Source organism: Micromonospora sp. WMMC273 (genome assembly GCF_027460285.1).
In the GTDB taxonomy this organism is placed as follows: domain Bacteria; phylum Actinomycetota; class Actinomycetes; order Mycobacteriales; family Micromonosporaceae; genus Micromonospora; species Micromonospora aurantiaca.
The window spans coordinates 4,243,115-4,265,653 of the sequence record NZ_JAPZBE010000001.1; the positions used below are offsets into that span (position 1 = coordinate 4,243,115).

Consider the following 22,539-nt stretch of genomic DNA (forward strand, 5'->3'; position numbering starts at 1 on the left):
CGGGACGGTGAGCCGGGACACGCGCGGGCGGGCGGGTTGGCGATACGCTCGATCACGTGAGCGCACGGCTGCCGGTGTTCCCGCTCGGGACCGTCCTCTTCCCCGGGCTGGTCCTTCCGCTGCACATCTTCGAGGAGCGCTACAAGGCGCTGGTGCGCCACCTCGTGGGGCTGCCCGAGGGCGTGCCGCGCGAGTTCGGCGTGGTGGCGATCCAGGCCGGCTGGGAGGTCGCGCCGGCCGGGCCGCCGGGTCGTTCCGGGCCGGCCGGCGGCGACGTCACGCTGCACGAGGTCGGCTGCACCGCCGAGCTGCGGCAGGTCACCGAGCTGGCCGACGGCGGCTTCGACATCGTCACGGTCGGGCGGCGGCGGTTCCGGGTCGCCGAGGTGGACGCCTCCGCCACGCCGTACCTGACCGCCGAGGTGGAGTGGCTGCCGGAGCCGGACGGCCCGGACGAGGTCTCCGACCTGCTGGCGGCCCGGGTGATCTCGGTGTTCCGGCAATATCTCGGCCTGATCCGGCCGGACCAGCAGGAGATCACCGAGCAGCTGCCGGAGGATCCGACGGTCCTGTCGCACCTGGTCGCCGCGACCGCCGCGCTGACCGTCGCCGACCGGCAGCGGCTGCTCGCCGCCGACGACACGGCCGGGCGGCTACGCGCCGAGCTGCGCCTGCTCAACCGGGAGACGGCGTTGCTGCGGCAGGTGCGCGCGGTGCCGGTGCCGCTCAGCGAGCTGGCTGGTCCCCCGGCGCCGAACTGAACCCGGGCGGGGGCGGCGGCCAGGCCGCGTCGGGCTCCGGCTCCGGCCGCAGTGACGGCCACCGCGACCAGCCCGCCAGCAGCGTGTACGTGACGGCGGCGCCGAACGCGGCGAGCAGCAGGTTCCCGTGCGGCACCGGCAGCGGGCCGTACCAGTCGACGCCGCCGGCGCGCAGGTCGACGGGCTTGGTGAAGGCGGTGCCCGGCGGCGCGGTGTCCACCAGCCGCTGGAACGTCGACAGCCCGATCCGGCGGCCGACCTGCCAGGCCACCACCGCCGCGCCGAGACCGCCGAGCGTCACCGCGAGCAGGCCGGCCGGGCCGCGCCGACGCCGCAGCAGCACCCACAGGGCGATCGCGGCGAGCACGCCGAAGCCGAGCGTCAGGAGGCTGAACCAGCCGTCCGCGGCGATCGGCTGCTCCGGCTGCGTGGTCGCGTAGACCGTGCCGGCGGGGGTCTGCCGGACCGGGGTGGCGGGCGCCGCCCACGCCCACAGCAGGCCCAGTGGCGCGCCGAGCGCGGTGAGCAGCGCGATCACGCCGAGCGCGGTGAGCAGCGGGCGGCGGGACCGGTCGACGCCGGCGCCGGGCAGTTCCGCCACCACGCCCGGGTATCCGGCGAGCGGGTCGGCGCCGGGCGCGGTGACCGGCGTGCCGGTGGGTACCGGCAGGCCGCCGGGCCAGCCGGGCGGCTGAGCGTGCTCGGGCCACACGTCGCCGCCGGGCCGCGGGGCCTCGCCGGTACGCGCGTCGGTGCCGTCGGTGCGCTCGCGCGCCCGCTCGGGCTCAGGGGTGTCCGGACTCACCCGTTGATCCTCTCAGGCCCGGGCACGGCGCGGGGCGGTGGTCGCCGCTCAGCGCGCGAACGGTTCCAGCATCACCGCTGCCGCCTTGAGCCAGGCGTTGCGGGTCTCGGCCTGGAGCTGGTGGTACTCGATCGAGGAGCCGGTCTCCAGCGCCGGGTCGTAGGGCACCACGGCGACCGCCCGGGTCCGGGTGGCGAAGTGCCGTTCCAGGTCGTCCTGCAACGAGGTACGCCCCGGCGTCGGGCAGGAGATCAGCGTGACCGCGTTGTCGGCCAGCTCGCCCATGCCCACCTCGTGCAGCAGGTCGAGCATCCAGTCCGCGCTGAACGCCGCGTCCTCGCGCGGCACGGTGGTCACCACGAGCTGGTCGGCGGCCTGCATGACGGTGCGCCAGTTCGGGCTCTCCACGTTGTTGCCGGTGTCCACGCAGACCACCTCGTGGGTGCGGCGCAGCAGCTCCAGCACCCGCTTGACGGTGAACTGGTCGAGCCGCTGCGCGAAGCGCGGGCTCTCCTCGCCGGCCAGTACGTCGTACGAGCCGTCGGAGGCGTGCCGCAGGTAGTCGTCGAGGTGCGACAGCAGCGTGTTGCCCTCGAGGATCTCGATCTGCGCCAGGTCGTGGATCAGGTGCCGGATGGTACGGGCGTGCCGGGCGCTGCCGGCCCGCAGACCGAGCGTGCCGCGCAGCTCGTTGTCGTCCCAGGCGAGCACGCCGCGTCCGCGCACGCTGCCCACCGTCGCGGCGGCGAGCACCGTCGCCGTGGTCTTGTGCACCCCGCCCTTGGGGTTGGCGAAGGCGAGCACCCGCGGGGTGCCCAGCTCGCGCCGCAGCACGCTGGTCGCCCGTTCCAGTTCCGGGTCCGGCTCCGGGGCGCGCCACTGCACCTGGGCCGCGTCGACCCGGCCGGAGCGGCCGTCCAGCGGGCGGCGGGGCGCGGGCACCACCGGCTCCGGGGCGGGCGGCGTGTCCGGCCGGTAGCGGCCCCGGTCGAGCAGCGCGTAGCGGGACTCGGGCGGGGGCGGCGCGGGCCGATAGCCGCCGTCCAGAAGGGAGTACCGGGACTCGGCCGGCGCCTCGGCCCGGCCGCGCGGCTCCGGACGGGCCGGGTCGGGCCGCCAGGACGGCTCCGGGCGCGGCTCGGCGGTGAGGGGCTGCTCGGGCGCGAACGACGGGTCGGCGCGCCAGGACGGGTCGGGCGGGTAGGGCTGCCCGGCGCGCCAGGACGGCTCCGGATCGCTGCGGTAGGCCGGTTCGGCCCGGTACGCGGGCTCGCCGTCGTGCCGGGGATCGGCGCGGAAGGCCGGGTCGACCCGGAACGTGGCCTCGGCCCGGTAGCCGGGCTCGGCGCCGTACGACCCGTCGGGGGCGCGGCCGACGGCGGTGGCGCGCCCGGTCCACCCGGCGCCCGCGCCACGACGGGGCAGCGGGTCGGGCGGCGGCGCCGGTTGCTCCTCGACGTGCCGGTCGGCGTCGGCGTGCTCCGCGCCGCGACCGCCGAGCCGGGCCCGGTCGAGCAGCGCCCGCCACCGCGGTGCCGGCTCGCCCTGCCGACCCCAGCCGGTCTCGCTGCCGTCCAAGGATTCGCCCTCCCCCAGCCCATCGATCTCCGCCTGACAGGCTACGAACGAAACCCTATTCGGACCACTCCCCGCGCCGCACATCGCCCGGTGGTCCGCCGCACCGTGGGATCGGCCGGGTCGCCGCGTACCCCGATGTCTCAGGAGGTGGGAGCGGGATTGGGCGTCCCGGAGCCGGCGGCGGGCGCGGGGGCGGTGGGTGAAGGTCCGCTCACCGTCCGTGCGGCTTCCGACGAATCGCCCATTCCGCCTGCCTCGGCCGGTCCGGTGTCGGACGGCGGCCGGACCACGTCGCGCTGCTCGGGCAGCGGCGGGGTGAACACGGTCCGGTCCAGGCGGCGCACCTCCGGCGCCGGGTCCACCACCCGGACGCCCGGACGCCCGGCGAGCGCGCGCAGGGCGTCCGGCGCGGCGCTCACGACCGCGGCGTAGACGCAGGCGCAGCCGGTCCGGTACGCCTCGGCCTCGCGGGCGGCGACCTCCGCGCCGCTGTCGTACACCCGGCGCAGTTCCGGATCCGCGGTGGTCGCGGCGGCGCGCGAGCGGTAGTCAACGGCCTCCCGGTCCTTGCGCGTCGCGACGCCGGCCATCCCGGCCACCACGTCCTGCGGCAGGCGCAGCGCCGCGATCCGGACGATCTCGGTCTGCCGGCCGGGCAGCGGCACCCGCGCCACCACCGCCGAGACCCGCGTGCCGTCCAGCGCGGCGGCCGCCCGCGCCGGGGTCAGGTAGCCGTCGAACGAGACGAGCGCGTAGCCGTCGGGAGCGTCGAGGCCGGCCAGTTCGTCCCCGGCGGCGCGCAGGTACGCCGGGATGCTCGCGCCGTCGGTCACGCCGACCCGGGTCACCTCGCCCACGGTGCGGTCGCTCACCGGCCGGTCCCGCCGCTGCGCCACCGCGACCATCAGCACCACGAGCGCGCAGGCCAGCGCGACCCAGGTCAGCGCGGCGGACCGGGACCGGCGCGGCGGCGCGGGATCGTCGCTCACGTCAGTCGCGCAGGATCTCCAGCGCCCGGGCCAGGTCGTCCGGGTACTCGCTGACGAACGTCACCTCGTCGCCGGTGCCCGGATGCGCGAAGCTCAGCGAGCGGGCGTGCAGCCACTGCCGGGACAGCCCCAGCCGGGCCGACAGCGTCGGGTCCGCGCCGTAGGTCAGGTCGCCCACACAGGGGTGCCGCATGCTGGAGAAGTGCACCCGGATCTGGTGCGTACGCCCGGTCTCCAGCCGCACGTCGAGCAGGCTGGCGGCGGGGAACGCCTCGAGCGTGTCGTAGTGGGTGATGCTCGGCTTGCCGCCGGAGACCACCGCCCAGCGGTAGTCGTGGTGCGGGTGCCTGTCGATCGGCGCGTCGATGGTGCCGCGCAGCGGGTCCGGGTGGCCCTGCACCACGGCGTGGTAGCGCTTCTCCACCTCGCGGTACTTGAACGCCCGCTTCAGCGCGGTGTAGGCGCGCTCACTCTTGGCCACCGCCATGATCCCGGTGGTGCCGACGTCGAGCCGGTGCACCACGCCCTGCCGCTCGGCGGCGCCGCTGGTGGAGATCCGGTGGCCGATGCCGGCCAGGCCGCCGATCACAGTCGGGCCGGTCCAGCCCGGGCTCGGGTGCGCCGCCACCCCGACCGGCTTGTCCACCACCACGATGTCGTCGTCGGCGTACACCACGGTCAGGCCGGGTACGGCCTGCGGCACCACGACGGGCGGCGCGGCCGGCGCGGGCAGCGTGACCTCCAGCCACGAGCCCGCCTTGACCTTGTGCGAGTTGGGCCGGGCCACGCCGTCGACGAGCGCGTCCCCGGCGTCGATCAGGCCGGCGGCGGCGGTGCGGGAGAGCCCGAACAGGCGGGACACGGCCTGGTCCAGGCGCATACCGTCGAGACCGTCGGGCACGGGCAGGGAACGGGTGTCGCCGCCGGCGGCGAAGGCGGAGGTCATGCGCTCTCCCGCTGCTCGGCCGGGGCGGTGTCGTCGCGCTTCTCGTCGCGCAGCCGGGAGCCGTCTCGCTGCCGGCCGGTCAGCTCCAGGAAGACCGCGAGCACCACGCCGCACACCAGCGAGCTGTCGGCCAGGTTGAACACCGGCCAGACCTGGCCGTACGGGTCGAACAGGCTGATCATGTCGACCACGTGGCCGACGAAATGGCCGGGCGCGCGGAAGATCCGGTCGATCAGGTTGCCCAGCGCGCCGCCCAGCACCAGGCCCAGCGACACCGCCCACGGCAGCGAGCGCAGCCGCAGCGCCATCCAGGTGATCCACCCGATCACCACGAACGTGATGATCGGGAAGACCCAGGTGTGGTCCGAGCCGATGCTCCAGGCCGCGCCGCTGTTGCGGGTGAGGCTGAAGTAGACGGTGCCGCCGAGCAGCGACACCGGCTCCCGGCCGGTCAGCTCGGCGAGCGCGAGCTGCTTCGTGCCGAGATCCGCCAGCAGCGAGAACAGGGACACGCCGAGCAGCAGGCCGACGGCCTTACGGCGAGGCGCGCCGGCGCCCGACTCGGTGGTGCCGGCCCCGGCGGGCGGTGCTGCGGTCATCTGCTCCCCATCGACGCTCGCGAGACGGTGCGGTCACCGTCTGCCGTACGGCCGCCGGGGAGCGGTGATCAGCGCCGCTCCTCCAGCTGCTTGCACGTCACGCAGAGGGTGGCCGACGGGAACGCGGCGAGCCGCTCCACCGGGATCGGGTTGCCGCACCGCTCGCACCAGCCGTAGCCACCCTCGTCGAGGCGCTCCAGCGCGCGCTCGACCTGCGTGATCCGTTCCTTGATGCTGTTGGCGAGAGAGATCTCCTGCTCCCGCTCGAACGTCTTGGTCCCGGTGTCGGCCTGGTCGTCCCCGGCCGAGTCGGTCAGCCGGTCGCGCTGCAGCTCGGTGATCTCGCTCAGCGTCTGATCGTACTCGGCGTTCAGCTCGTCCCGCCGTGCCGCCAGGGCGGCCCGGATCTTCTCGGTCTCCGCCGCGCTGCGGGTGGCCTTCGCCACCGGCTTGCGACCGGCGGTCCTGGTGTCGGCTGGCTTCGCCATCGTCAGCTCCCTCAGCCGCGCGGAGCGGCGGTCAGCGGTGCGTGGGCGGGACGCCGTCGTCGGCGTCGTCCGCGTACGGAAGGGTGCACGGCGAGCGGGCCCGCCGTGCACTCCGGAGGTTGGCAAGAATACGGAACGTACAGGCGTCCGACAACGTGCCGCACCGTCGTCCCACGTATCCGCCCCGGACTGCCATCAATCGGGGCAAAAGGAACGGTAGCAGATCAGCGGGCCCTCTCCTCGCCGTACTCCCCGAACCACCTCGCCAACCGCCCCCGGCGACTCACCGCCCGCAGCCGCCGCTCGGTCTCGTCCCGTACTCCGGCGGTGGCGACGATGAGCAGGCTGTCCCCGACCTTGAGCCGGGTGTCAGCGCCCGGCACGAAGCCGACCCCGTCACGCAGCACCAGCGTCACCGCGGCGCCGACCGGCAGCCGCAGCTCGTCCACGTGCACCCCGGCCAGCCGCGACCCGGCCGGCACCTCCAGCTGGAGCAGGTCGGCGCGCATCCGTTCCAGCGGGGCCGTCTCCAGCAGGATCTCGCTCGCCTCGGCCGGCGCGGTCACACCCAGCCGCCGGGCCGCCGGCGCCAGCGTCCCGGCCTGGAGCAACGTGAAGATCACCACCAGGACGAAGACGGCGTCGAACAGGCGGTCCGCCCCCGGCACGTGCAGCGACAGCGGGATGGTCGCCAGCACGACCGGCACCGCGCCGCGCAGCCCGGCCCAGGACAGGAACACCTGCTCGCGCAGGTTCACCCGGAACGGCAGCGCGGAGACCGCCACCGACAGCGGCCGGGCTAGCAGCAGCAGCGCCAGCCCGGTGATCACGGCCGGCAGCACCGCCGAGTCCAGCCGGCTCGGCGAGACCAGCAGCCCGAGCAGCACGAACAGGCCGATCTGGGCCAGCCAGGCCAGCCCGTCGGCGAACCCGAGGATCGCCTGGCGGTGCGGCAGCCGGGAGTTGCCGAGCAGCACGCCCGCGACGTACACGGCGAGGAAGCCCGAGGCGTGCATCACCGAGCCGGCCGCGTACGCCAGCACGGTGAAGCCGACCACCGCGATCGGGTACAGGCCGGCCGACGGCAGCGCGGCCCGGCGCAGCGCGTACCGGCCGGCCAGGCCCGCGCCGACCCCGACCGCCGCGCCGACGCTCAGCTCGTAGCCGAGCAGCAGCACCTCGTACCACCAGGGGTGGGCGGCCTCGACCCCGGCGCGGGACAGCAGCAGCACCAGCAGCACGACCGGGGCGTCGTTCACCCCGGACTCGGCCTCCAGCGCGGCCACCAGCCGGGGCGGCAGGCGCAGCCGGCGCAGCGTGGCGAACACGGCCGCCGCGTCGGTGGAGGAGAGCACCGCGCCGTAGAGCAGCGACAGCCGCCAGTCCAGGCCGAGCAGCAGGTGCACCACCACGCCGACGACCACGATGCTGACCACGACACCGACCGTGGACAGCGCCGCGGCCAGGCCGAGCACCGGCCGCAACGTGGTCCACCGCGCGGTCAGGCCGCCCTCCGCGATGATCACGATGAGCGCGCAGAACCCCAGCACCCGGGTCAGCTCGACGTCGTCGAACCGGATGCCCAGGCCGGCCTCGCCGAGCAGCACGCCGAGAGCCAGGTAGACCAGCAGGCTCGGTACGCCGAGCCGGGTGGAGAACCGCACCGCGCCCACCGCGACCAGCAGCACGGCGGCGCCCACGAGCAGCGCGACGTCGAGCCCGTGGGTCATCGCCGTCCGGCCCGACCGGACCTCACGCCGTGCTGCCGTCGCGCAGCCGGCGCAGCACCTCGGGCAGCCCGTCGTGCGGGCGCTCGACCAGGAACAGCTTGTCCCGGCTGGCCGCGCCGGAGCGCAGCGACACGGTCGCCGGCCGGACGCCGAGCGCGTCGGCGAGCGCGCGCCGGGCCGCCTCGGTGGCGCGGCCGTCCACCGCCGGCGCGTGCACCGCGACGACGAGCGCGGGACCGTACGGCCCGTCGAACCGCCCGCCCACCCGGGCGCGGGCCGCCCCGGGCTTCACCCGCACCGCGACGGTGAGTGTGTCGTCCGCGATCGTCATGGTCAGCGCGGCCGGCCCTCGGCGAGCAGGGTGGTGGCGGCCTCGCAGTGCGCGCACGGGGTGAAGCCCAGCGCGACCGCCTCGGCGACCGGCAGCGGTTCGTCCTCCCGGCCCACCAGGTGCGAGCAGCCGGGCAGGTGGAAGCGGGGATGACCGTCGACCACCAGCACGTCGCCCGGTAGCCGGACCAGCCGGGCGACGTCGCCGGTGGAGAGGTACTCGGCGGGCGGGTCGCCGTCGAACGCCTCGCCCGGCGCGGGCGAGGTGGGCCGGGCGGTCTCCGCCACGCGCGGGCCGGGCGGCGAGTAGGGCGTGGCGTCCGCGACGACCGGGTCCGCGTACGCCGGATCCGTGTCCAGCGGTGCCGCGTACGGCCCGGCGGGCTCGGCATCGAACGCGTGTGTGTACGACCCGGCTTCGGCGTCGGACGCCGGCGTGTACGGCCCGGCCTCGTACGGCCCGGCGGCGGGCGCGTACGGCCCGGCGTCGGAGGGCTCGGCCGGCGGCGAGTACGCGGCCGGCGGCGGGGCGTCGTCCGGCTCGGTCACCGGCGATCCGGGCGGTTGCCGCCACCCGGATCCGCCGGCGCCGACCGTGGACGTGTGGTGCGGGACCGGGCTCACCGGCTCGTCCGGGGACGGGACGGTGTGCGTGGTCCGTGGTCGCGGTCCGGTCTCCCGGCCGGCCGTGGCCCGTGCCGCGGCAGCCTGGCGGGCGAACGCGACGAAGGCGACGGCGGACAACAGGCTGGCCGCGATCGAGACGATGAGCAGGAGGCTGGACCCGCCGGCGAGACCGGCGATCAGCAGCACGACCGCGACGAGGATGAGCAGGATGCTGGCGGCTACCACGGCTCACCCCCGGCCGCGTCGTGTCGGTCTGGGCGGTCGGTGGCCGTCACGGGGACGGCCACCGACGCGGGATCAGCGGCCGGACTCGAGCGAGCCCGCGCGGCCACCGCCGTAGGAGCCGGCGAGGCCGGCCGCGGCGAGACCGTTGCTGCCGGTGGCACGGTTGCCCTCGGAGCGGTTCATCTCCACCTCGAGACCCTGGCCGCGACCGTCGAGGTCACGCAGCTGGCTCTCCAGGTACGCCTTGAGGCGGGTGCGGTACTCGCGCTCGAACTGCTTGAGCTCCTCGATGTGCTTCTGCAGCGCGGTGCGCTTGGCGTCCAGGCCGCCCATGGCCTCCTGGTGCCGCTGGCGGGCGTCCCGCTCCAGGGCGTCGGCCTTGGCGCGCGCCTCCCGGGTGACCTCCTCGGCCTTCGAACGGGCCTCGGAGAGCAGCTGGTCGGCCTCGCGACGGGCGTCGGAGACGTGGTCGTCGGCGGTGCGCTGGGCCATCATGAGCACCCGCAGCGCCTGCTGCTCGCCGTCACCGGTCACGCCGCCGGCCGGGCCGCCCTGCGTGCGGACCTGCTCCAGCTCGGCCTGCATCGCGCGGGCCGCCTGCTCGGCGGCTGCCTTGTCGCGCTGCACCCGGTCGAGCTGGGCCTTGACGTCGTTGAGCTCCGCCGCGAGGCGGGCGTCACCGCCGGGGCCGGCGGGAGCGCCACCCCGACCGCCGCGCTCCACCTGGGCGCGCAGCTCGTTGTTCTCCTCGATCAGACGGGCCAGCTCGCGCTCGACCTCGTCCAGGAAGGCGTCGACCTCCTCCTCGTCATACCCCCGCTTGCCGATCGGCGGCTTTTTGAAGGCGACGTTGTGGACGTCGGCCGGGGTCAGCGGCATCGAAACTCCTCGGGTCAGTTGCGGCCGCGAAAGCGCTCTGGTCAGGCAAACGCGAAGATCAGGCGCCTAAACACGAACTCCATCAGCACGAACAGGATAACCAGGAGCACAAGGGAGGCCAGGTCGATGCTCACGGTACCAATTCGCAGTGGTGGGATCACACGCCTCAACGCTCGCAGGGGCGGATCAGTGACGCTCCACACGACTTCCAGTCCCGCCGACGCTCCCCGTCCCGGTTGCCAGCGGCGACCATAGGCCAGCACCGCCCCGAGAACAAATCGCGCCAATAGGACAATCAGGAAGATGTACAGCAGCAGGTAGAGCACCTGGAACAGGATCGACAACACGGCAGGCGACGTCCCTCGGTCGTGCGGCTCAGCTCAGGCTGAAGAAGCCGCCCTCAGCGATCTTGGCCTTGTCCTCCGCGGTGACCTGGACGTTGGCCGGTGAGAGCAGGAACACCCGGTTGGTCACGCGCTCGATCGTACCGCGCAGACCGAACGCGAGCCCGGCGGCGAAGTCGACGAGCCGGCGGGCGTCCGCCTCGTCCATCTCGGTGAGGTTGATGATCACCGGTACGCCGTCGCGGAAGTGCTCGCCGATGGTCCGCGCCTCGCGGTACGTGGTCGGGTGCAGCGTGGTGATCTGGTAGCGCTGCTCGTCCTCCGGCGCCACACGCTCCCGCTCGCGCGGCTGGGCCTGCGGCGCGAGCGCGAGATTGTCCCGGGTGTGGTAGCTCAGGGCACCAGAGGTGTCACCGCCGGAGGACCGGGTGATCGACCGCACGCTGGACCGCTCGGCCCGCTCCGGGCGCTCGGTCTCAGCCCGGTCGACGTCGGCGGCGCGGCTGGAGGCGCGCTCGGACAGCCGGCCCCGCTCGCCGAGCCGGCTACGCGTCGTCGGCGGCTCCTCGGCCTCGTCGTCGTCCTCGTCGGCGAACTCCTCGGCGTACCGGCTCGACCGGTAGCGCGACGAGTCCCGGTAGCCACCCTTGTCGTAGCCACCGTCCTCGTACGCCCGCTCGTCGTCCTCCTCGACGAGACCGAGCCAGACCCCCGCCTTGCGCAGTGCACCCATCCCCGCGCCCTTCCGTCCGCCGTGCGGCACGCGCCCCCGTGCCGTGTCGCTTGATCACGAGTGGACGATCATGCCCACCGGACCGGATCGGCAATCCCCTGACGTGCGGTTCGCGGTCCGCCCGTCACGGCCCCCGGCTACGGGAACGCCGTCCTGAACAACACTGATGTAATTTGCTTCCGTCGTGGTGAGGCTACCGCAGCGCAGGGCGCATTCCGAGCAACGCGCTGCCGACACGGACATGTGTCGCGCCGTGACCGATCGCGCTCTCCAGGTCGCCGCTCATCCCCGCCGACAGCACCGTCGCGCCCGGATGGTCGGCCCGCAGCGCCTCCGCCACCTCGGCCAGCCGGGCGAACGCCCGGTCCGGCTCCCAGCCCAGCGGTGCCACCGCCATCAGGCCCGCCAGCCGCAGCCCGGTGGCCCCGGCCACCGCCGCGGCCACCGGGTCGAGCCCGCGCTGCGGATCGGCCACGCCCGGCAGCGCGCCGCCCCGGGCCGGGTCGCCGTCGATGCTCACCTGCACCAGCACGTCCAGCGGCCGGTCCCGGACCGCCCCGGCGGCGGCGTCCAGCGCGGCGGCCAGCCGGACGCTGTCCACCGACTGGACCACGTCGGCGTACCGGACCACCGAGCGGGCCTTGTTGCGCTGCAACTGGCCGATGAAGTGCCAGCGCGGTGCGGCCCCGGTCTCTGCCACGGCCTCCGCCTTCGGCGCCGCCTCCTGGTCGCGGTTCTCCCCGACGTCGGTCACGCCGAGCCCGGCCAGCGCGACCACGTCCGCCGCCGGGTACGTCTTGGTCACCGCGACCAGGGTGACCTCGTCGCGCGGCCGCCCGGCCGCCGCACAGGCGTCGGCGATGCGGGCCCGGACCCGGGCCAGTCCGGCCGCGAGCTCGGCGCGCCGCTCGGGCCGCACCGCCGTCTGTGACTCCGTCATCGGCGCGGCTCAGGACCCGTTCTTGAGGAAGTCGGGCACGTCGACGTCGTCGAACAGCACCCGGCGCGACGGCTGCTGCGGCGCCGGCATGGTGGCCGGCGGGCTCACCGGAGCGTTCGGCTGGGCCGGCGGGTTCTGGTTGCTCTTGCGCGGCGGCTCGACCGCCTTGTACGCCGGCGCGCCCCCGTCGAAGCCCGCCGCGATCACCGTCACACGCACCTCGTCGCCGAGCGCGTCGTCGATGACCGCGCCGAAGATGATGTTCGCGTCCGGGTGCGCCGCGTCGGTGACCAGTTGCGCCGCGTCGTTGATCTCGAACAGGCCGAGATCCGACCCGCCGGCGATGGAGAGCAGCACGCCGCGCGCGCCGTCCATGCTCTGCTCCAGCAGCGGGCTGGAGATGGCCGCCTCGGCCGCCTCGACGGCGCGGTTCTCGCCCCGGGCGCTCCCGATGCCCATGAGCGCGCTGCCGGCGCCGCTCATCACGCTCTTCACGTCGGCGAAGTCCAGGTTGATCAGACCCGGCGTGGTGATCAGGTCGGTGATGCCCTGGACACCGGAGAGGAGCACCTGGTCGGCGGTGCGGAACGCGTCCATCATGGAGATGTTGCGGTCGCCGAGCGCGAGCAGGCGGTCGTTCGGGATCACGATGAGCGTGTCGCACTGGTTGCGCAGCTCCTCGATGCCCGCCTCGGCCTGGACCTGCCGGCGCTTGCCCTCGAACGAGAACGGCCGGGTGACCACACCGATGGTGAGCGCGCCGAGCTTGCGGGCGATGTTCGCCACGACCGGCGCGCCGCCGGTGCCGGTGCCGCCGCCCTCGCCGCAGGTCACGAACACCATGTCGGCGCCCTTGAGGACCTCTTCGATCTCGTCGCGGTGGTCCTCGGCGGCGTTCTTGCCGACGTCCGGGTTGGCGCCCGCGCCGAGCCCCCGGGTCAGCTCCCGGCCCACGTCGAGCTTGACGTCGGCGTCGCTCATCAGCAACGCCTGCGCGTCGGTGTTGATCGCGATGAACTCGACGCCCTTGAGCCCAACCTCGATCATCCGGTTGACGGCGTTGACGCCGCCGCCCCCGATGCCGACGACCTTGATGACCGCCAGGTAGTTGTGCGGAGGTGTCATCTCCGGTCCTTTCCCTTCGAGATTGGCATGGGCCGACCCCACACGGCTTGGCCGGATCAGCGGCCGGACACTCCCCCGGTGGCTCCGACGGCTGAACCCTCACCCTCTACTAGAGGCTTAGAGTTATGTCAACCACTGATCTCTTCGGGGCAACGTATGCGCCGCCGCGCCAGGAGCCAAGGACCTGTTCCGGCGTGTCGCCGACCGAGCGACAGGGGACACATCGCCCGCTCGCTGAGCCGCGGGTCACTCGAACGTGACCACGTCCGGCGCGCTGACGTCGATCCGGTCCGCCTTGCGGCTCAGCAGAGCGGTCGCCACCGTCGACTTGTCGGTGCCACGGGAGGCGTCGCCCCAGAACACCTGACGCTCGCCGCGCAGCAGCAGCGTGATCCGGGCCAGCCCGGCCACATCCACCGCGACCAGCTCCGCGCGCAGCTTCTCCCCCAGCGCGGCGAGCACCGCCAGCCCGGCCCGCGTACCCGGGTCGTCCGGGCCGGGCCGGGCCACCCGGACCTGCGGCAACCCGTCCGGCGCCCGGTCCAGGCGCTGGAACACCACGCCCGAACCGTCGACGACCACGAAGCCCTCGCCCTGCGGCACCGCCGCCACCGGGGTGCGCTCCCGCACTCGGATCACCAGCGTGCCCGGCCACTCCCGTTCCACAGTGGCGTCCGCCACCGGCGGCAGCGTGCCGACCTTGCGGGCGGTCGCGTCCAGGTCCACCCGGGCCAGCGGCGCGTTGTCCGGCACCGCCGCGGCGTCGCGGATCTGCACCGGGGTGACCAGCCGCGCGCCGACCACCCGCACCTCACGGACGCCGAACAGGCCGGTGCCCAGCACCGTCCACGCCACCAGGCCCACCACGGCGAGCACCGCCGCCGCGACCGCCCACGGCAGCGCCGCGCGCATCCGCCGCTGCCGGGCCCGGGCCATGAACCGGCGGGTCGACGGCGGCACCGCGTCCGCGTTCGCCCGCACGAGCTGCCAGCGCCGGGCCGGGCTGCGCCGCCCGCCGCCACCGTCCGGTCCAGGGGTACGGCCGCGGGCCGGACCGGGACTCATCCGGCCCGGGTCGCCGCGCCGTCCGGGTCGACGCCGGCGCCGAGCCCCGTGCCCCCGGCGGAGCGGGCGAGCAGGGCGTCGAGCAACTGGTCACCCATCAGCGAGATCGGCGGCGCGCCCATGGTCACCACCACGTCGCCCGTCCGCGCCCGCCGGGCCACCTCGGCCGGCACGTCGTCCCACGACTCGACGAACACCTTGCGTTCGGCCGGCAGCGACACCTCCTGGATCAGTGCGGCCGAGCCCTCGCCGGGGCGGCGCGTCTCGCCGGGGCCGAAGACCTCCAGCAGCACCACCTCATCGGCGATGCCGAGCGCGGCGGCGATCTCCGCCTGGTTGTCCCGGGTGCGGTAGAGCCGGTACGGCTGGAACACCACGATCAGCCGGCCGTCGCCGGCGACCTCGCGCAGCGTCTGCAACGCCAGCGTCATCGAGGTCGGGTGGTAGGCGTACTCGTCGTAGACCAGCACGCCGTCAGCCACGCCCTTGCGCTCGAAGCGCCGCCGCACGCCGGGGAACGCGCCGAGCGCAGCCTCCGCCGCGGCCACCGGCAGTTCCAACAGGTACGCGGCGAGCACCGCGGCGGCGCTGTTGAGCGCCATGTGCCGGCCCGGTACGGGCAGCCGGATCTCGCCCAGCGGCCGGCCCTCGACCTCGGCCTGGTAGCGCACCCCGTGCGCGGACGAGACGACCTCGCTCATCCGCAGGTCGGCGTCGGCGGACTCGCCGTACGTCCAGACCCGGCGGCCCTCGGCCCGCAGCGTCTCGGCCAGCCGGCGCCCGCCCGCGTCGTCGGCGCAGGTGATCACGAAGCCGGCCGGGTCGGTGAGCCGGGCGAACTCGGCGAACGCCGCCTCCAGGGTGGCCAGGTCACCGTAGGTGTTGAGGTGGTCCGCCTCGATGTTCGTGATGATCGACACGAACGGGCGGTAGATGAGGAAGGAGCGGTCGCTCTCGTCCGCCTCGACCACGAAGTGCTCGCCGGTGCCGTGGTGCGCGCCGGAACCCACCTCGGAGATCTCGCCGCCGATCACGAACGACGGGTCGGTACCGGCCTGCTGGAGCACCATGGTGACCATCGACGTGGTGGACGTCTTGCCGTGGGTGCCGGCCACCGCCACCGTGCGGCGGCCGGTCATCGCCGCGGCGAGCGCCTCGGAGCGGTGCAGCACCCGCAGCCCGCGCCGGCGCGCCTCGACCATCTCCAGGTGGTCCTGCGGGATCGCCGAGGAGTAGACCACCGTGTCCACCCCGTCGAGGTTGGACGCCTCGTGCGTGGAGTGGATCGTGCCGCCCAGCGCCCGCAGACCGGCCAGCGACGGCCACTCCCGCAGCTCGCTGCCGGAGACCGGCAGGCCCCGGGTGAGGAACAGCCGGGCCAGCCCGGCCATCCCGACCCCGCCCACCCCGATCAGGTGGATCCGGCCCAGGTCCTCCGCCGTCATGGTGCCGGCGGGCGTGAACTGCGCGGTGTTCATCAGACGTACCTTCCCGTCGCGGTGTCCCTCATCAGCGGGAGACCGCCTCGTAGACGAAGTTCAGCAACGCCACGTCGCCGTCGCGGCGGCCGTAGCCGGCTGCGGCGTGGCTCATCGCGTACAGCCGCTGCGGGTCCCGGATCAGCGGGATCACCGTCCGCTCCACCCAGGCCGGGGTCATCTCGGCGTCGTCGACGAGCAGGCCACCGCCCGCCTCCACCACCGGCAGCGCGTTGCGCTTCTGCTCCTGGTTGCTGTGCGGGTAGGGCACGTAGACGGTGGGCAGGCCGATCGCGGCCACCTCGGCGCAGGTCATCGCGCCGCCCCGGGCAAGCATCAGGTCGGCCGCGGCGTAGCCCAGCTCCATCTCGGACAGGTACGGCAGCGTGACGTACGGCACCGGCAGGTCGGTCGGCACGGAGACCGGCTCGTTACGGGCGCCGATGACGTGCAACACCTGCACACCGTTGCGGGCCAGCTCCTTCGCCGCGCCGGAGACGGCCAGGTTGATCGAGCGGGCACCCTGCGAACCACCGGCGACGAACAGCACCGGCAGGTCGGGGCGGAGTCCGAAGTGGGCGCGCGCGGCGTCCCGCAGCGCGGCCCGGTCCAGCCCGGCGATGCCCCGGCGCAGCGGCACACCGACCACCCGGGCGTCGCGCAGCGCCTCGGCCTGGGCCGGCTGGTGCGGGAAGCCCACCGCGACGTTCTTGGTGAACTTCATCCCGAGCCGGTTCGCCACGCCCGGCGGCACGTTCACCTCGTGGATGACGATGGGCAGCTCCCGCCGCCACGCGGCCAGGTAACCGGGCACCGAGACGTACCCGCCGAAGCCGACCACGGCGTCGGCCTGGACCTCGTCGATCACCTTGCCCGCCGCGCGCGCCGCCTTCCACATCCGGTCCGGGGTACGCACCAGGCTCATGTTCACCGACCGGGGCAGCTGGTAGGCCGGGATCTGCCGCAGGTCGTAGCCGGCCGGCGGGATCAGCTCGTTCTCCAGCCCCTTGGGTGTGCCCAGACAGGTGATCCGGACGCTCGGGTCGTGTCGGCGCAGGCAGTCGGCGAAGGCGAGCAGCGGGTAGATGTGCCCGCCCGTACCCCCTCCGCAGAGCACCACCGAACGCAGCGGACCCATCAGCGTCTCCTCTCGCTCGCCGCGCCGGCGCGCGCCCGGTCGGACCGGGCGCCGCGGGGCGCGGCCTGGTCGTCCTGCCGCCGCTGACGGGACCGGGGCACGGACCCTCGGTCGGCCGGGGGCGGCGCCGGTCGGCGGCGCCGGCCGGGAAGCGGCGGCAACGGGGCCCACACTAGTCGGACCCATCGGGCGGGCGGACGGGCGTGCAGCGCTCGCGCCGCATCCGGCTCGGCGCGGGCGAACGAGGCGAGCATGCCGATCGCGGCGAGCGTCACCACCAGGGCGCTGCCGCCGTCGGAGATGAACGGCAGCGGTACGCCGGTCAGCGGCAGCAGTCCGGTCACGCCACCGATGTTGATGACGGCCTGGCCGACCAGCCAGGCGGTCACGCCGGCGGCGGCGAGCCGGCGGAACGGGTCCTCGACCCGGCGGGCGATCCGCATCCCGGTGTACGCGAGCACGGCGAACAGCGTCAGGACCACTGTGCAGCCGACCACGCCCAGTTCCTCGGCGACGATGGCGAAGATGAAGTCGTTGTGCGCCTCGGGCAGGTAGTTCCACTTCAGCGAGCTCTGCCCGAGGCCGACGCCGAACCAGCCGCCGTTGCCGATCGCGTAGCGGGCCTGCACGAGCTGGTAGCAGTAGTCGAGCTGCTGCTCGAAGCAGGTCTTCGGGTCCGGCGGGTCGAGCCACATGGTGAGGCGGCCCAGCCGGTAGTTGTCGGCGTCCCGGGAGCCGGAGCCGGCGCCGAGCGAGGCGGCGGCCACCAGCAGGCCGACGCCGGCCAGGCCGATCGTGGACAGCGCGGCGAAGACGCGGGCCCGTACGCCCGCCGCCCAGAGCATCCCGACCACCAGCGCCAGCAGGCAGAGCATGCTGCCCAGGTCGTTGTAGCCGACGAGCACGAACAGCAGGCCCACCACCGGGAACAGCGGCGTGGCCAGTTCCTTCCACCAGCCCAGCGCGGCGCCCTTGCGGGCCAGCACGTGCGCCGCCCACAGCACCAGCGCGAACTTCGCCACCTCGACCGGTTGCAGCGAGATCGGGCCGAGGGAGAGCCACAGCAGTTCGGCCTTCAGCGGCCCGATCGAGGTCACCCCGAACAGCGAGTTCAGCGCGACGAGCAGGTTGAGCGTGAGCAGCAGCGCCACCGCAACGCCGAGCGCCGGGCGGCTGACCGCCCGGAACGTGCGCGCGGGCAGCCGCTGGCAGGCCCAGAACGCGCCGATGCCGATCACCGCGAACACGGCCTGCTTGGTCAGGGACGCGGACGCGTCGCCGCCCTCGGCGAAGTCCTTCACGCTCGTGGCGGAGAAGACCATGGTGAGGCCGATCAGCAGCAGCAGGCCGGCGCTGGACAGCAGCAGGTAGTACGAGGCCAGCGGCCGGGCCAGCAGGCCGCGCAGCGCGGCCAGGCCACCGGCCGGATCCCAGCGTGCGGCCGGCGGTTCGGCCGGTGGCGTGGCCGCCGGGGCACGGCGGGCCGGCGGGTCGCTGGTCACCTGGATGTCTCGTCCCTCCCCCACAGGCCCATCATGGCCGGTCGACCCGCCCGCCCGTGGCGCAACCGCCCGGTCGGCGTGTCGGATCTGAAGCAAGGGCCCCTTATCAACAGACGTCTGTTGATGAGGGGCCCTTCCTTACACCCGAGCCGTCAGCTGACCGCGGCAAGGAACTCGCTGTAGAACAGGCCCAGCGCGATGGCCACCCCGATACCGGCGATGATCCAGAACCGGACCACGATGTTGACCTCGCTCCAGCCGGCCAGCTCGAAGTGGTGCTGCAACGGCGACATCCGGAACACACGCTTGCCGGTGGTACGGAAGGAGATGATCTGGATGACCACGGACATCGTGATGATCACGAAGAGGCCGCCCAGGATCGGCAGCAGCAGGATGGTGCGGGTGGACATCGCCATGCCGGCGATCAGGCCGCCCAGTCCGAGCGCGCCGGTGTCGCCCATGAAGATCCGCGCCGGGGACGTGTTCCACCACAGGAAGCCCACGCAGGCGCCGGCCGCCGCGCCGGCGATCAGCGCGATCTCCAGCGGGTCGCGCACGGCGTAGCAGTACGACTCGGTGTAGTTCGGGTCGGCGCACCAGTGCCGGTACTGCCAGAACGCGATCAGCGCGTACGCCGCCAGCACCATCACCGAGGCGCCGGTGGCCAGGCCGTCCAGGCCGTCGGTGAGGTTGACGCCGTTGGTGGCCGCCATGACCACCATGATGATGACGATCACCGCGCCGATCTTGCCGATCTCCAGCGCCGGGATGTCCCGGATGAAGCTCAGCGTGGTGCTGCCCACGGTCTCGGTGTTCGTCGCGTTGCCGCCGGCGTCGGTCATGCTCGACGGGAAGTAGACGGCCACCGCGCCGAAGACCGCGCCGACCAGGATCTGCCCGGCCAGCTTGCCCCGCTTGTTGAGACCGCCGCTGTGCCGCTTGCGCACCTTCAGGAAGTCGTCGATGAAGCCGACCGCGCCGGAGAACACCATCAGCCCCAGCAGCACCAGCGCCGTGATGGTCGGCTCGACCTGCGCGATCTGCGCGTCCGGCAGCGTGGTCAGGGCCAGGTGCCCGGCGACGTACGCGATGACGGTGGCCAGGATGAAGACCACGCCGCCCATCGTCGGCGTGCCCTTCTTTCCCTCGTTGCTGGCGAGCCCGAGGTTCGATCGGATCGGCTGGCCGGCCTTCAGCCGGGCGAACACCTTGATCGCGATCGGCGTGCAGAACAGCGAGATCAGGAACGCGACCCCGATGGCGACGATGACCGCCCTCATGCGGCGCCGCCCTCCGTCGCACCCTCCCGGGCGTCCGCGCGCAGCGCGTCGGCCACCTCCCAGGTCCGGTACCGGGAGCCCTTCACCAGCACCACGTCTCCCGGACGCAGCTCGCTCCGCAGCACCTCGACGGCCGCCGCCTGATCGGTGAGCAGCACCGACTCTCCTCCCCAATTGCCTACCGCTGTCGCGCCCTCGTGGATCGGCGCCGCCGGCTCGCCCACCACGAGCAGCCGGTCCACTCCCAGTTCGGCCGCGAGCCGGCCGACCTGCTGATGGCCCTCCCGTTCAAAGTCACCCAGCTCGGCCATGTAGCCGAGCACCGCGACGGTACGCCCGTCGCCGCGCATGCTGGCCAACGCCCGCAGCGCCACGCCGGTGGAGGCCGGGTTGGCGTTGTACGAGTCGTCGATCACGGTCACCCCGTCGGGGCGTTCGAAGACGTCCATCCGCCGGGTCGAGACCAGGCCCAGCTCGTTCAGCGCCGCCGCCAGCTCGGGCAGCGGCAGGCCCAGCTCCCGGCCGACCGCCGCGGCGGCGAGCGAGTTGGAGACCTGGTGCCGGCCGGTCAGCCCGAGCCGTACCGGCGCGCTGCCCTCCGGGGTGACAAGGGTGTACGAGGGCCGTCCCCGGCCGTCGAGCGTCACGTCCACGGCGCGCACATCGGCCCGCTCCGACTCGCCGTAGCGCACCACCCGGGCCCGGGTACGCGACGCCATCGCGTCGACCCGCGGGTCGTCGGCGTTGAGCACCGCCAGCCCGTCCTCCGGCAGCGCCTCGACCAGCTCCCCCTTGGCGAGCGCGATGGTCTCCACCGAGCCGAACTCGCCCAGGTGCGCCACGCCGACGTTGAGCACCACGGAGATCCGCGGCGGCACCACGTCGCACAGGTAGCGGACGTGCCCGACCCCGCGGGCGCCCTTCTCCATCACCAGGTAGCGGGTCTCCGGCGTGGCCTGCAGCGCGGTGTACGGGTGCCCCAGCTCGTTGTTGAACGAGCCGGGCGGCGCCACGGTCGGGCCGAGCCGGACCGCGAGCTGGGCGATCAGGTCCTTGGTGGTGGTCTTGCCGGACGAGCCGGTCAGCCCGATCACCGTCAGCCCGGGCAGCCGGTCCACCACCGCGCGGGCCAGCCGGCCCATCGCGTCGAGCGCGTCGCCGACGAGCACCATCGGCACGCCCGGCAGCTCCCGGGTGCCGAGCACCGCCACCGCGCCGGCCGAGACCGCGCCGGCCGCGTAGTCGTGGCCGTCGACGTGCTCGCCGGGGAAGGCGACGAACAGCCCGCCCCGGTTCACCTTGCGGGAGTCGAACTCGACGGTGCCGGTGACCCGGGCGTCCGGGTCGGCGCCGACGAGCCGGCCGTCGACGGCGGTGGCCACCTCGGCCAGCGTCAGCGGGATCACCGCTGCCCCACCAGGTCACCGAAGCGGGCGCGCAGCGCCGCCGCCAGCTCCACCCGGTCGTCGAACGGCAGCACCTCGCCGCCGATCTCCTGGCCGCGTTCCTGGCCCTTACCAAGCACCGCCACCACGTCACCCGGTTCGGCCACCCGGACCGCCTCCTCGATCGCCGCCCGCCGCCCGGGCACCTCGATGACGCGGGCCGGGGTCGCGGCGGCGTACGCGCCGGCCAGCACCTCGGCCCGGATCGCGGCCGGGTCCTCGGTCCGCGGGTTGTCGTCGGTCACCAGCACCACGTCGGCGCCGCGCGCGGCCACGCCGCCCATCACCGGCCGCTTGCCCCGGTCCCGGTCGCCGCCCGCGCCGAGCACGCAGATCAGCCGGCCCTCGGTCAGGCCGCGCAGCGCGGTGAGCACCGCCTCGATCGCGTTGGCCTTGTGCGCGTAGTCGACCACCCCGCGTACCGGGGCGTCGCCGCTGACCAGTTCCAGCCGGCCGGGCACGCCGCCGCAGGCGGCCACGCCGCGCGCCGCGGTCTCCGGGTCCACCCCGGCGGCGACCAGCAGGGCGACCGCGAGCAGCGCGTTCGCCACGTTGTGCCGGCCGGGCAGCGCCACGCCGGTGGGCAGCGTCAGCCCGTCCGGGCCGTGCAGGGTGAACCGCTGGGCGTACCCCTCGCCGTCGATGCCCTCGGCCCACCAGGTCGCGTCCGGGTCACCGGCCGCCGAGTAGGTGACGGTGCCGGGCTTGTCCAGCGGGCGCAGCGCCGGGTCGTCGTGGTTGAGCACCTCGACCCGGCAGCGGCCGTCGAACAGCTTGGCCTTGGCCGCGAAGTAGTCCGCCTCGTCGGCGTGGAAGTCCAGGTGGTCGGAGCCGAAGTTGGTGTAGCCGCCGACGTCGAACCGGACGCCGCCGACCCGGCCCATCGCCAGCGCGTGGCTGGACACCTCCATCACCACCGTGTCCACCCCCTGCTCGCGGGCCACGGCGAGCATGGCGTGCAGGTCGGTGGCCTCCGGGGTGGTCCGGACGCTGTCGATCACCAGGTCGCCGAGGCGGGTCTCCACGGTGCCGATCAGCCCGGTGACGTGCCCGGCGGCGCGCAGCCCGGACTCGACCAGGTAGCTGGTGGAGGTCTTGCCGGCGGTGCCGGTCACCCCGATCACGGTCAGGCCGGCGGTCGGGTCGCCGTAGACGATCGCGGCCACCTCGCCGAGCGCGTCGCGCGGGTCGTCGACGACGAGCACGGGCAGGTCGGTGCCGGCGGCGAGCGCCGCGCCGGCCGGGTCAGTCAGCAGGGCCACCGCGCCCGCCTCCGCCGCCGCGGCGGCGAACTCCGCGCCGTGGCGGCGGGCACCGGGCAGGGCGGCGTACAGGTCGCCGGGGCGTACCTCCTGGCTGGCGTGGGTCACGCCGGTGACGGCCGATTCGTCGGCCTCCTCCGGCAGAGTCGCCGCCACGCGGGCGGCGAGGTCGCCGAGCCGTACGGGACGCACGGTTGTGGGACGTGGATTGCCGGGCACGGCGTCAGACCCTACCCGGTCGTCCGGTTCCGACCGCACAGCCGCCCCGGT

At 74.2% G+C, this 22,539-nt stretch carries 22 protein-coding genes; 1 reads left to right on the forward strand and 21 read right to left on the reverse strand.

The window, feature by feature from the left end; all coding sequences use genetic code 11:
* The first annotated feature begins 56 nt into the window (after nt 1-56).
* Nucleotides 57-761: an LON peptidase substrate-binding domain-containing protein gene (locus tag O7611_RS19485; protein ID WP_194801230.1), complete on the forward strand. Its 705-nt coding sequence runs from the start codon at nt 57-59 to the stop codon at nt 759-761.
* Here O7611_RS19485 and O7611_RS19490 read toward each other — a convergent pair.
* The 21 genes from O7611_RS19490 to O7611_RS19590 all read right to left on the reverse strand — a co-directional run bounded on the left by O7611_RS19490 (nt 727) and on the right by O7611_RS19590 (nt 22,527).
* Nucleotides 727-1,566, reverse strand: a complete 840-nt coding sequence (locus O7611_RS19490; RefSeq protein WP_194801229.1) for a DUF2567 domain-containing protein — start codon at nt 1,564-1,566, stop codon at nt 727-729. The genes O7611_RS19485 and O7611_RS19490 overlap by 35 nt on opposite strands.
* A 48-nt stretch (nt 1,567-1,614) precedes the next feature.
* A complete protein-coding gene (locus tag O7611_RS19495) occupies nt 1,615-3,144 on the reverse strand; it encodes an ATPase (protein WP_194801228.1) in 1,530 nt (509 codons plus the stop codon).
* Nucleotides 3,145-3,284: 140 nt separating this feature from the next.
* The gene (locus O7611_RS19500; protein WP_194801227.1) at nt 3,285-4,133 is read right to left on the reverse strand and encodes a hypothetical protein; all 849 of its coding nucleotides are present in this window, start codon (nt 4,131-4,133) and stop codon (nt 3,285-3,287) included.
* 1 nt (nt 4,134) lies between these two features.
* Entirely contained in the window at nt 4,135-5,079 is a 945-nt protein-coding gene (locus O7611_RS19505; RefSeq protein ID WP_194801226.1) for an RluA family pseudouridine synthase, read from the reverse strand.
* Entirely contained in the window at nt 5,076-5,678 is a 603-nt protein-coding gene (gene lspA, locus O7611_RS19510; RefSeq protein ID WP_194801225.1) for a signal peptidase II, read from the reverse strand. The genes O7611_RS19505 and lspA overlap by 4 nt, the downstream gene beginning before the upstream one ends.
* Nucleotides 5,679-5,746: 68 nt before the next feature.
* Complete coding sequence (locus O7611_RS19515; RefSeq protein WP_018785248.1) at nt 5,747-6,166, reverse strand: TraR/DksA family transcriptional regulator; 420 nt, start codon at nt 6,164-6,166, stop codon at nt 5,747-5,749.
* Between the two features lie 224 nt (nt 6,167-6,390).
* Nucleotides 6,391-7,896 carry a potassium/proton antiporter gene (locus O7611_RS19520; protein WP_269697353.1) on the reverse strand — a complete coding sequence of 502 codons (1,506 nt, stop codon included), beginning with the start codon at nt 7,894-7,896 and terminating at the stop codon, nt 6,391-6,393.
* A 22-nt stretch (nt 7,897-7,918) separates the two neighbouring features.
* Nucleotides 7,919-8,227 (reverse strand): DUF167 domain-containing protein, encoded by a 309-nt coding sequence (locus O7611_RS19525; protein WP_120568830.1) that lies wholly within the window; start codon nt 8,225-8,227, stop codon nt 7,919-7,921.
* Nucleotides 8,228-8,229: 2 nt separating this feature from the next.
* Nucleotides 8,230-9,078, reverse strand: a complete 849-nt coding sequence (locus tag O7611_RS32000; protein WP_194801222.1) for a hypothetical protein — start codon at nt 9,076-9,078, stop codon at nt 8,230-8,232.
* Between the two features lie 72 nt (nt 9,079-9,150).
* A complete protein-coding gene (locus O7611_RS19535; RefSeq protein ID WP_194801221.1) occupies nt 9,151-9,957 on the reverse strand; it encodes a DivIVA domain-containing protein in 807 nt (268 codons plus the stop codon).
* Between the two features lie 41 nt (nt 9,958-9,998).
* The gene (locus O7611_RS19540) at nt 9,999-10,304 is read right to left on the reverse strand and encodes a YggT family protein (RefSeq protein WP_013287596.1); all 306 of its coding nucleotides are present in this window, start codon (nt 10,302-10,304) and stop codon (nt 9,999-10,001) included.
* A gap of 28 nt (nt 10,305-10,332) precedes the next feature.
* The gene (locus O7611_RS19545; protein ID WP_194801220.1) at nt 10,333-11,034 is read right to left on the reverse strand and encodes a cell division protein SepF; all 702 of its coding nucleotides are present in this window, start codon (nt 11,032-11,034) and stop codon (nt 10,333-10,335) included.
* Between the two features lie 193 nt (nt 11,035-11,227).
* Complete coding sequence (locus tag O7611_RS19550) at nt 11,228-11,974, reverse strand: YggS family pyridoxal phosphate-dependent enzyme (RefSeq protein WP_194801219.1); 747 nt, start codon at nt 11,972-11,974, stop codon at nt 11,228-11,230.
* Nucleotides 11,975-11,983: 9 nt separating this feature from the next.
* Nucleotides 11,984-13,099 carry a cell division protein FtsZ gene (ftsZ, locus tag O7611_RS19555; protein WP_030500246.1) on the reverse strand — a complete coding sequence of 372 codons (1,116 nt, stop codon included), beginning with the start codon at nt 13,097-13,099 and terminating at the stop codon, nt 11,984-11,986.
* Nucleotides 13,100-13,345: 246 nt separating this feature from the next.
* Nucleotides 13,346-14,164 (reverse strand): cell division protein FtsQ/DivIB, encoded by an 819-nt coding sequence (locus O7611_RS19560; RefSeq protein WP_194801218.1) that lies wholly within the window; start codon nt 14,162-14,164, stop codon nt 13,346-13,348.
* Nucleotides 14,161-15,642 carry a UDP-N-acetylmuramate--L-alanine ligase gene (gene murC / locus O7611_RS19565; RefSeq protein WP_194801217.1) on the reverse strand — a complete coding sequence of 494 codons (1,482 nt, stop codon included), beginning with the start codon at nt 15,640-15,642 and terminating at the stop codon, nt 14,161-14,163. Before murC ends, O7611_RS19560 begins: the two co-directional genes overlap by 4 nt.
* A gap of 31 nt (nt 15,643-15,673) precedes the next feature.
* Complete coding sequence (murG, locus tag O7611_RS19570) at nt 15,674-16,780, reverse strand: undecaprenyldiphospho-muramoylpentapeptide beta-N-acetylglucosaminyltransferase (protein WP_120568825.1); 1,107 nt, start codon at nt 16,778-16,780, stop codon at nt 15,674-15,676.
* Complete coding sequence (locus tag O7611_RS19575; protein WP_370584962.1) at nt 16,780-18,282, reverse strand: FtsW/RodA/SpoVE family cell cycle protein; 1,503 nt, start codon at nt 18,280-18,282, stop codon at nt 16,780-16,782. Before O7611_RS19575 ends, murG begins: the two co-directional genes overlap by 1 nt.
* A 152-nt stretch (nt 18,283-18,434) precedes the next feature.
* The gene (gene mraY, locus O7611_RS19580; RefSeq protein ID WP_091420798.1) at nt 18,435-19,562 is read right to left on the reverse strand and encodes a phospho-N-acetylmuramoyl-pentapeptide-transferase; all 1,128 of its coding nucleotides are present in this window, start codon (nt 19,560-19,562) and stop codon (nt 18,435-18,437) included.
* Nucleotides 19,559-20,968, reverse strand: coding sequence for a UDP-N-acetylmuramoyl-tripeptide--D-alanyl-D-alanine ligase (locus O7611_RS19585; RefSeq protein WP_269697354.1), 1,410 nt, complete (start codon nt 20,966-20,968; stop codon nt 19,559-19,561). The genes mraY and O7611_RS19585 overlap by 4 nt, the downstream gene beginning before the upstream one ends.
* Nucleotides 20,965-22,527 carry a UDP-N-acetylmuramoyl-L-alanyl-D-glutamate--2,6-diaminopimelate ligase gene (locus O7611_RS19590; RefSeq protein ID WP_269697355.1) on the reverse strand — a complete coding sequence of 521 codons (1,563 nt, stop codon included), beginning with the start codon at nt 22,525-22,527 and terminating at the stop codon, nt 20,965-20,967. The genes O7611_RS19585 and O7611_RS19590 overlap by 4 nt, the downstream gene beginning before the upstream one ends.
* Nucleotides 22,528-22,539: the final 12 nt, after the last annotated feature.

Coding starts and splice junctions, on each gene's coding strand:
- O7611_RS19505 (WP_194801226.1), bottom strand. CDS start 5,079: ATGACCTCCGCCTTCGCCGCCGGCGGCGACACCCGTTCCCTGCCCGTG.
- lspA (WP_194801225.1), bottom strand. CDS start 5,678: ATGACCGCAGCACCGCCCGCCGGGGCCGGCACCACCGAGTCGGGCGCC.
- O7611_RS19515 (WP_018785248.1), bottom strand. CDS start 6,166: ATGGCGAAGCCAGCCGACACCAGGACCGCCGGTCGCAAGCCGGTGGCG.
- O7611_RS19520 (WP_269697353.1), bottom strand. CDS start 7,896: ATGACCCACGGGCTCGACGTCGCGCTGCTCGTGGGCGCCGCCGTGCTG.
- O7611_RS19525 (WP_120568830.1), bottom strand. CDS start 8,227: ATGACGATCGCGGACGACACACTCACCGTCGCGGTGCGGGTGAAGCCC.
- O7611_RS19535 (WP_194801221.1), bottom strand. CDS start 9,957: ATGCCGCTGACCCCGGCCGACGTCCACAACGTCGCCTTCAAAAAGCCG.
- O7611_RS19545 (WP_194801220.1), bottom strand. CDS start 11,034: ATGGGTGCACTGCGCAAGGCGGGGGTCTGGCTCGGTCTCGTCGAGGAG.
- O7611_RS19550 (WP_194801219.1), bottom strand. CDS start 11,974: ATGACGGAGTCACAGACGGCGGTGCGGCCCGAGCGGCGCGCCGAGCTC.
- ftsZ (WP_030500246.1), bottom strand. CDS start 13,099: ATGACACCTCCGCACAACTACCTGGCGGTCATCAAGGTCGTCGGCATC.
- O7611_RS19560 (WP_194801218.1), bottom strand. CDS start 14,164: ATGAGTCCCGGTCCGGCCCGCGGCCGTACCCCTGGACCGGACGGTGGC.
- murC (WP_194801217.1), bottom strand. CDS start 15,642: ATGAACACCGCGCAGTTCACGCCCGCCGGCACCATGACGGCGGAGGAC.
- murG (WP_120568825.1), bottom strand. CDS start 16,780: ATGGGTCCGCTGCGTTCGGTGGTGCTCTGCGGAGGGGGTACGGGCGGG.
- mraY (WP_091420798.1), bottom strand. CDS start 19,562: ATGAGGGCGGTCATCGTCGCCATCGGGGTCGCGTTCCTGATCTCGCTG.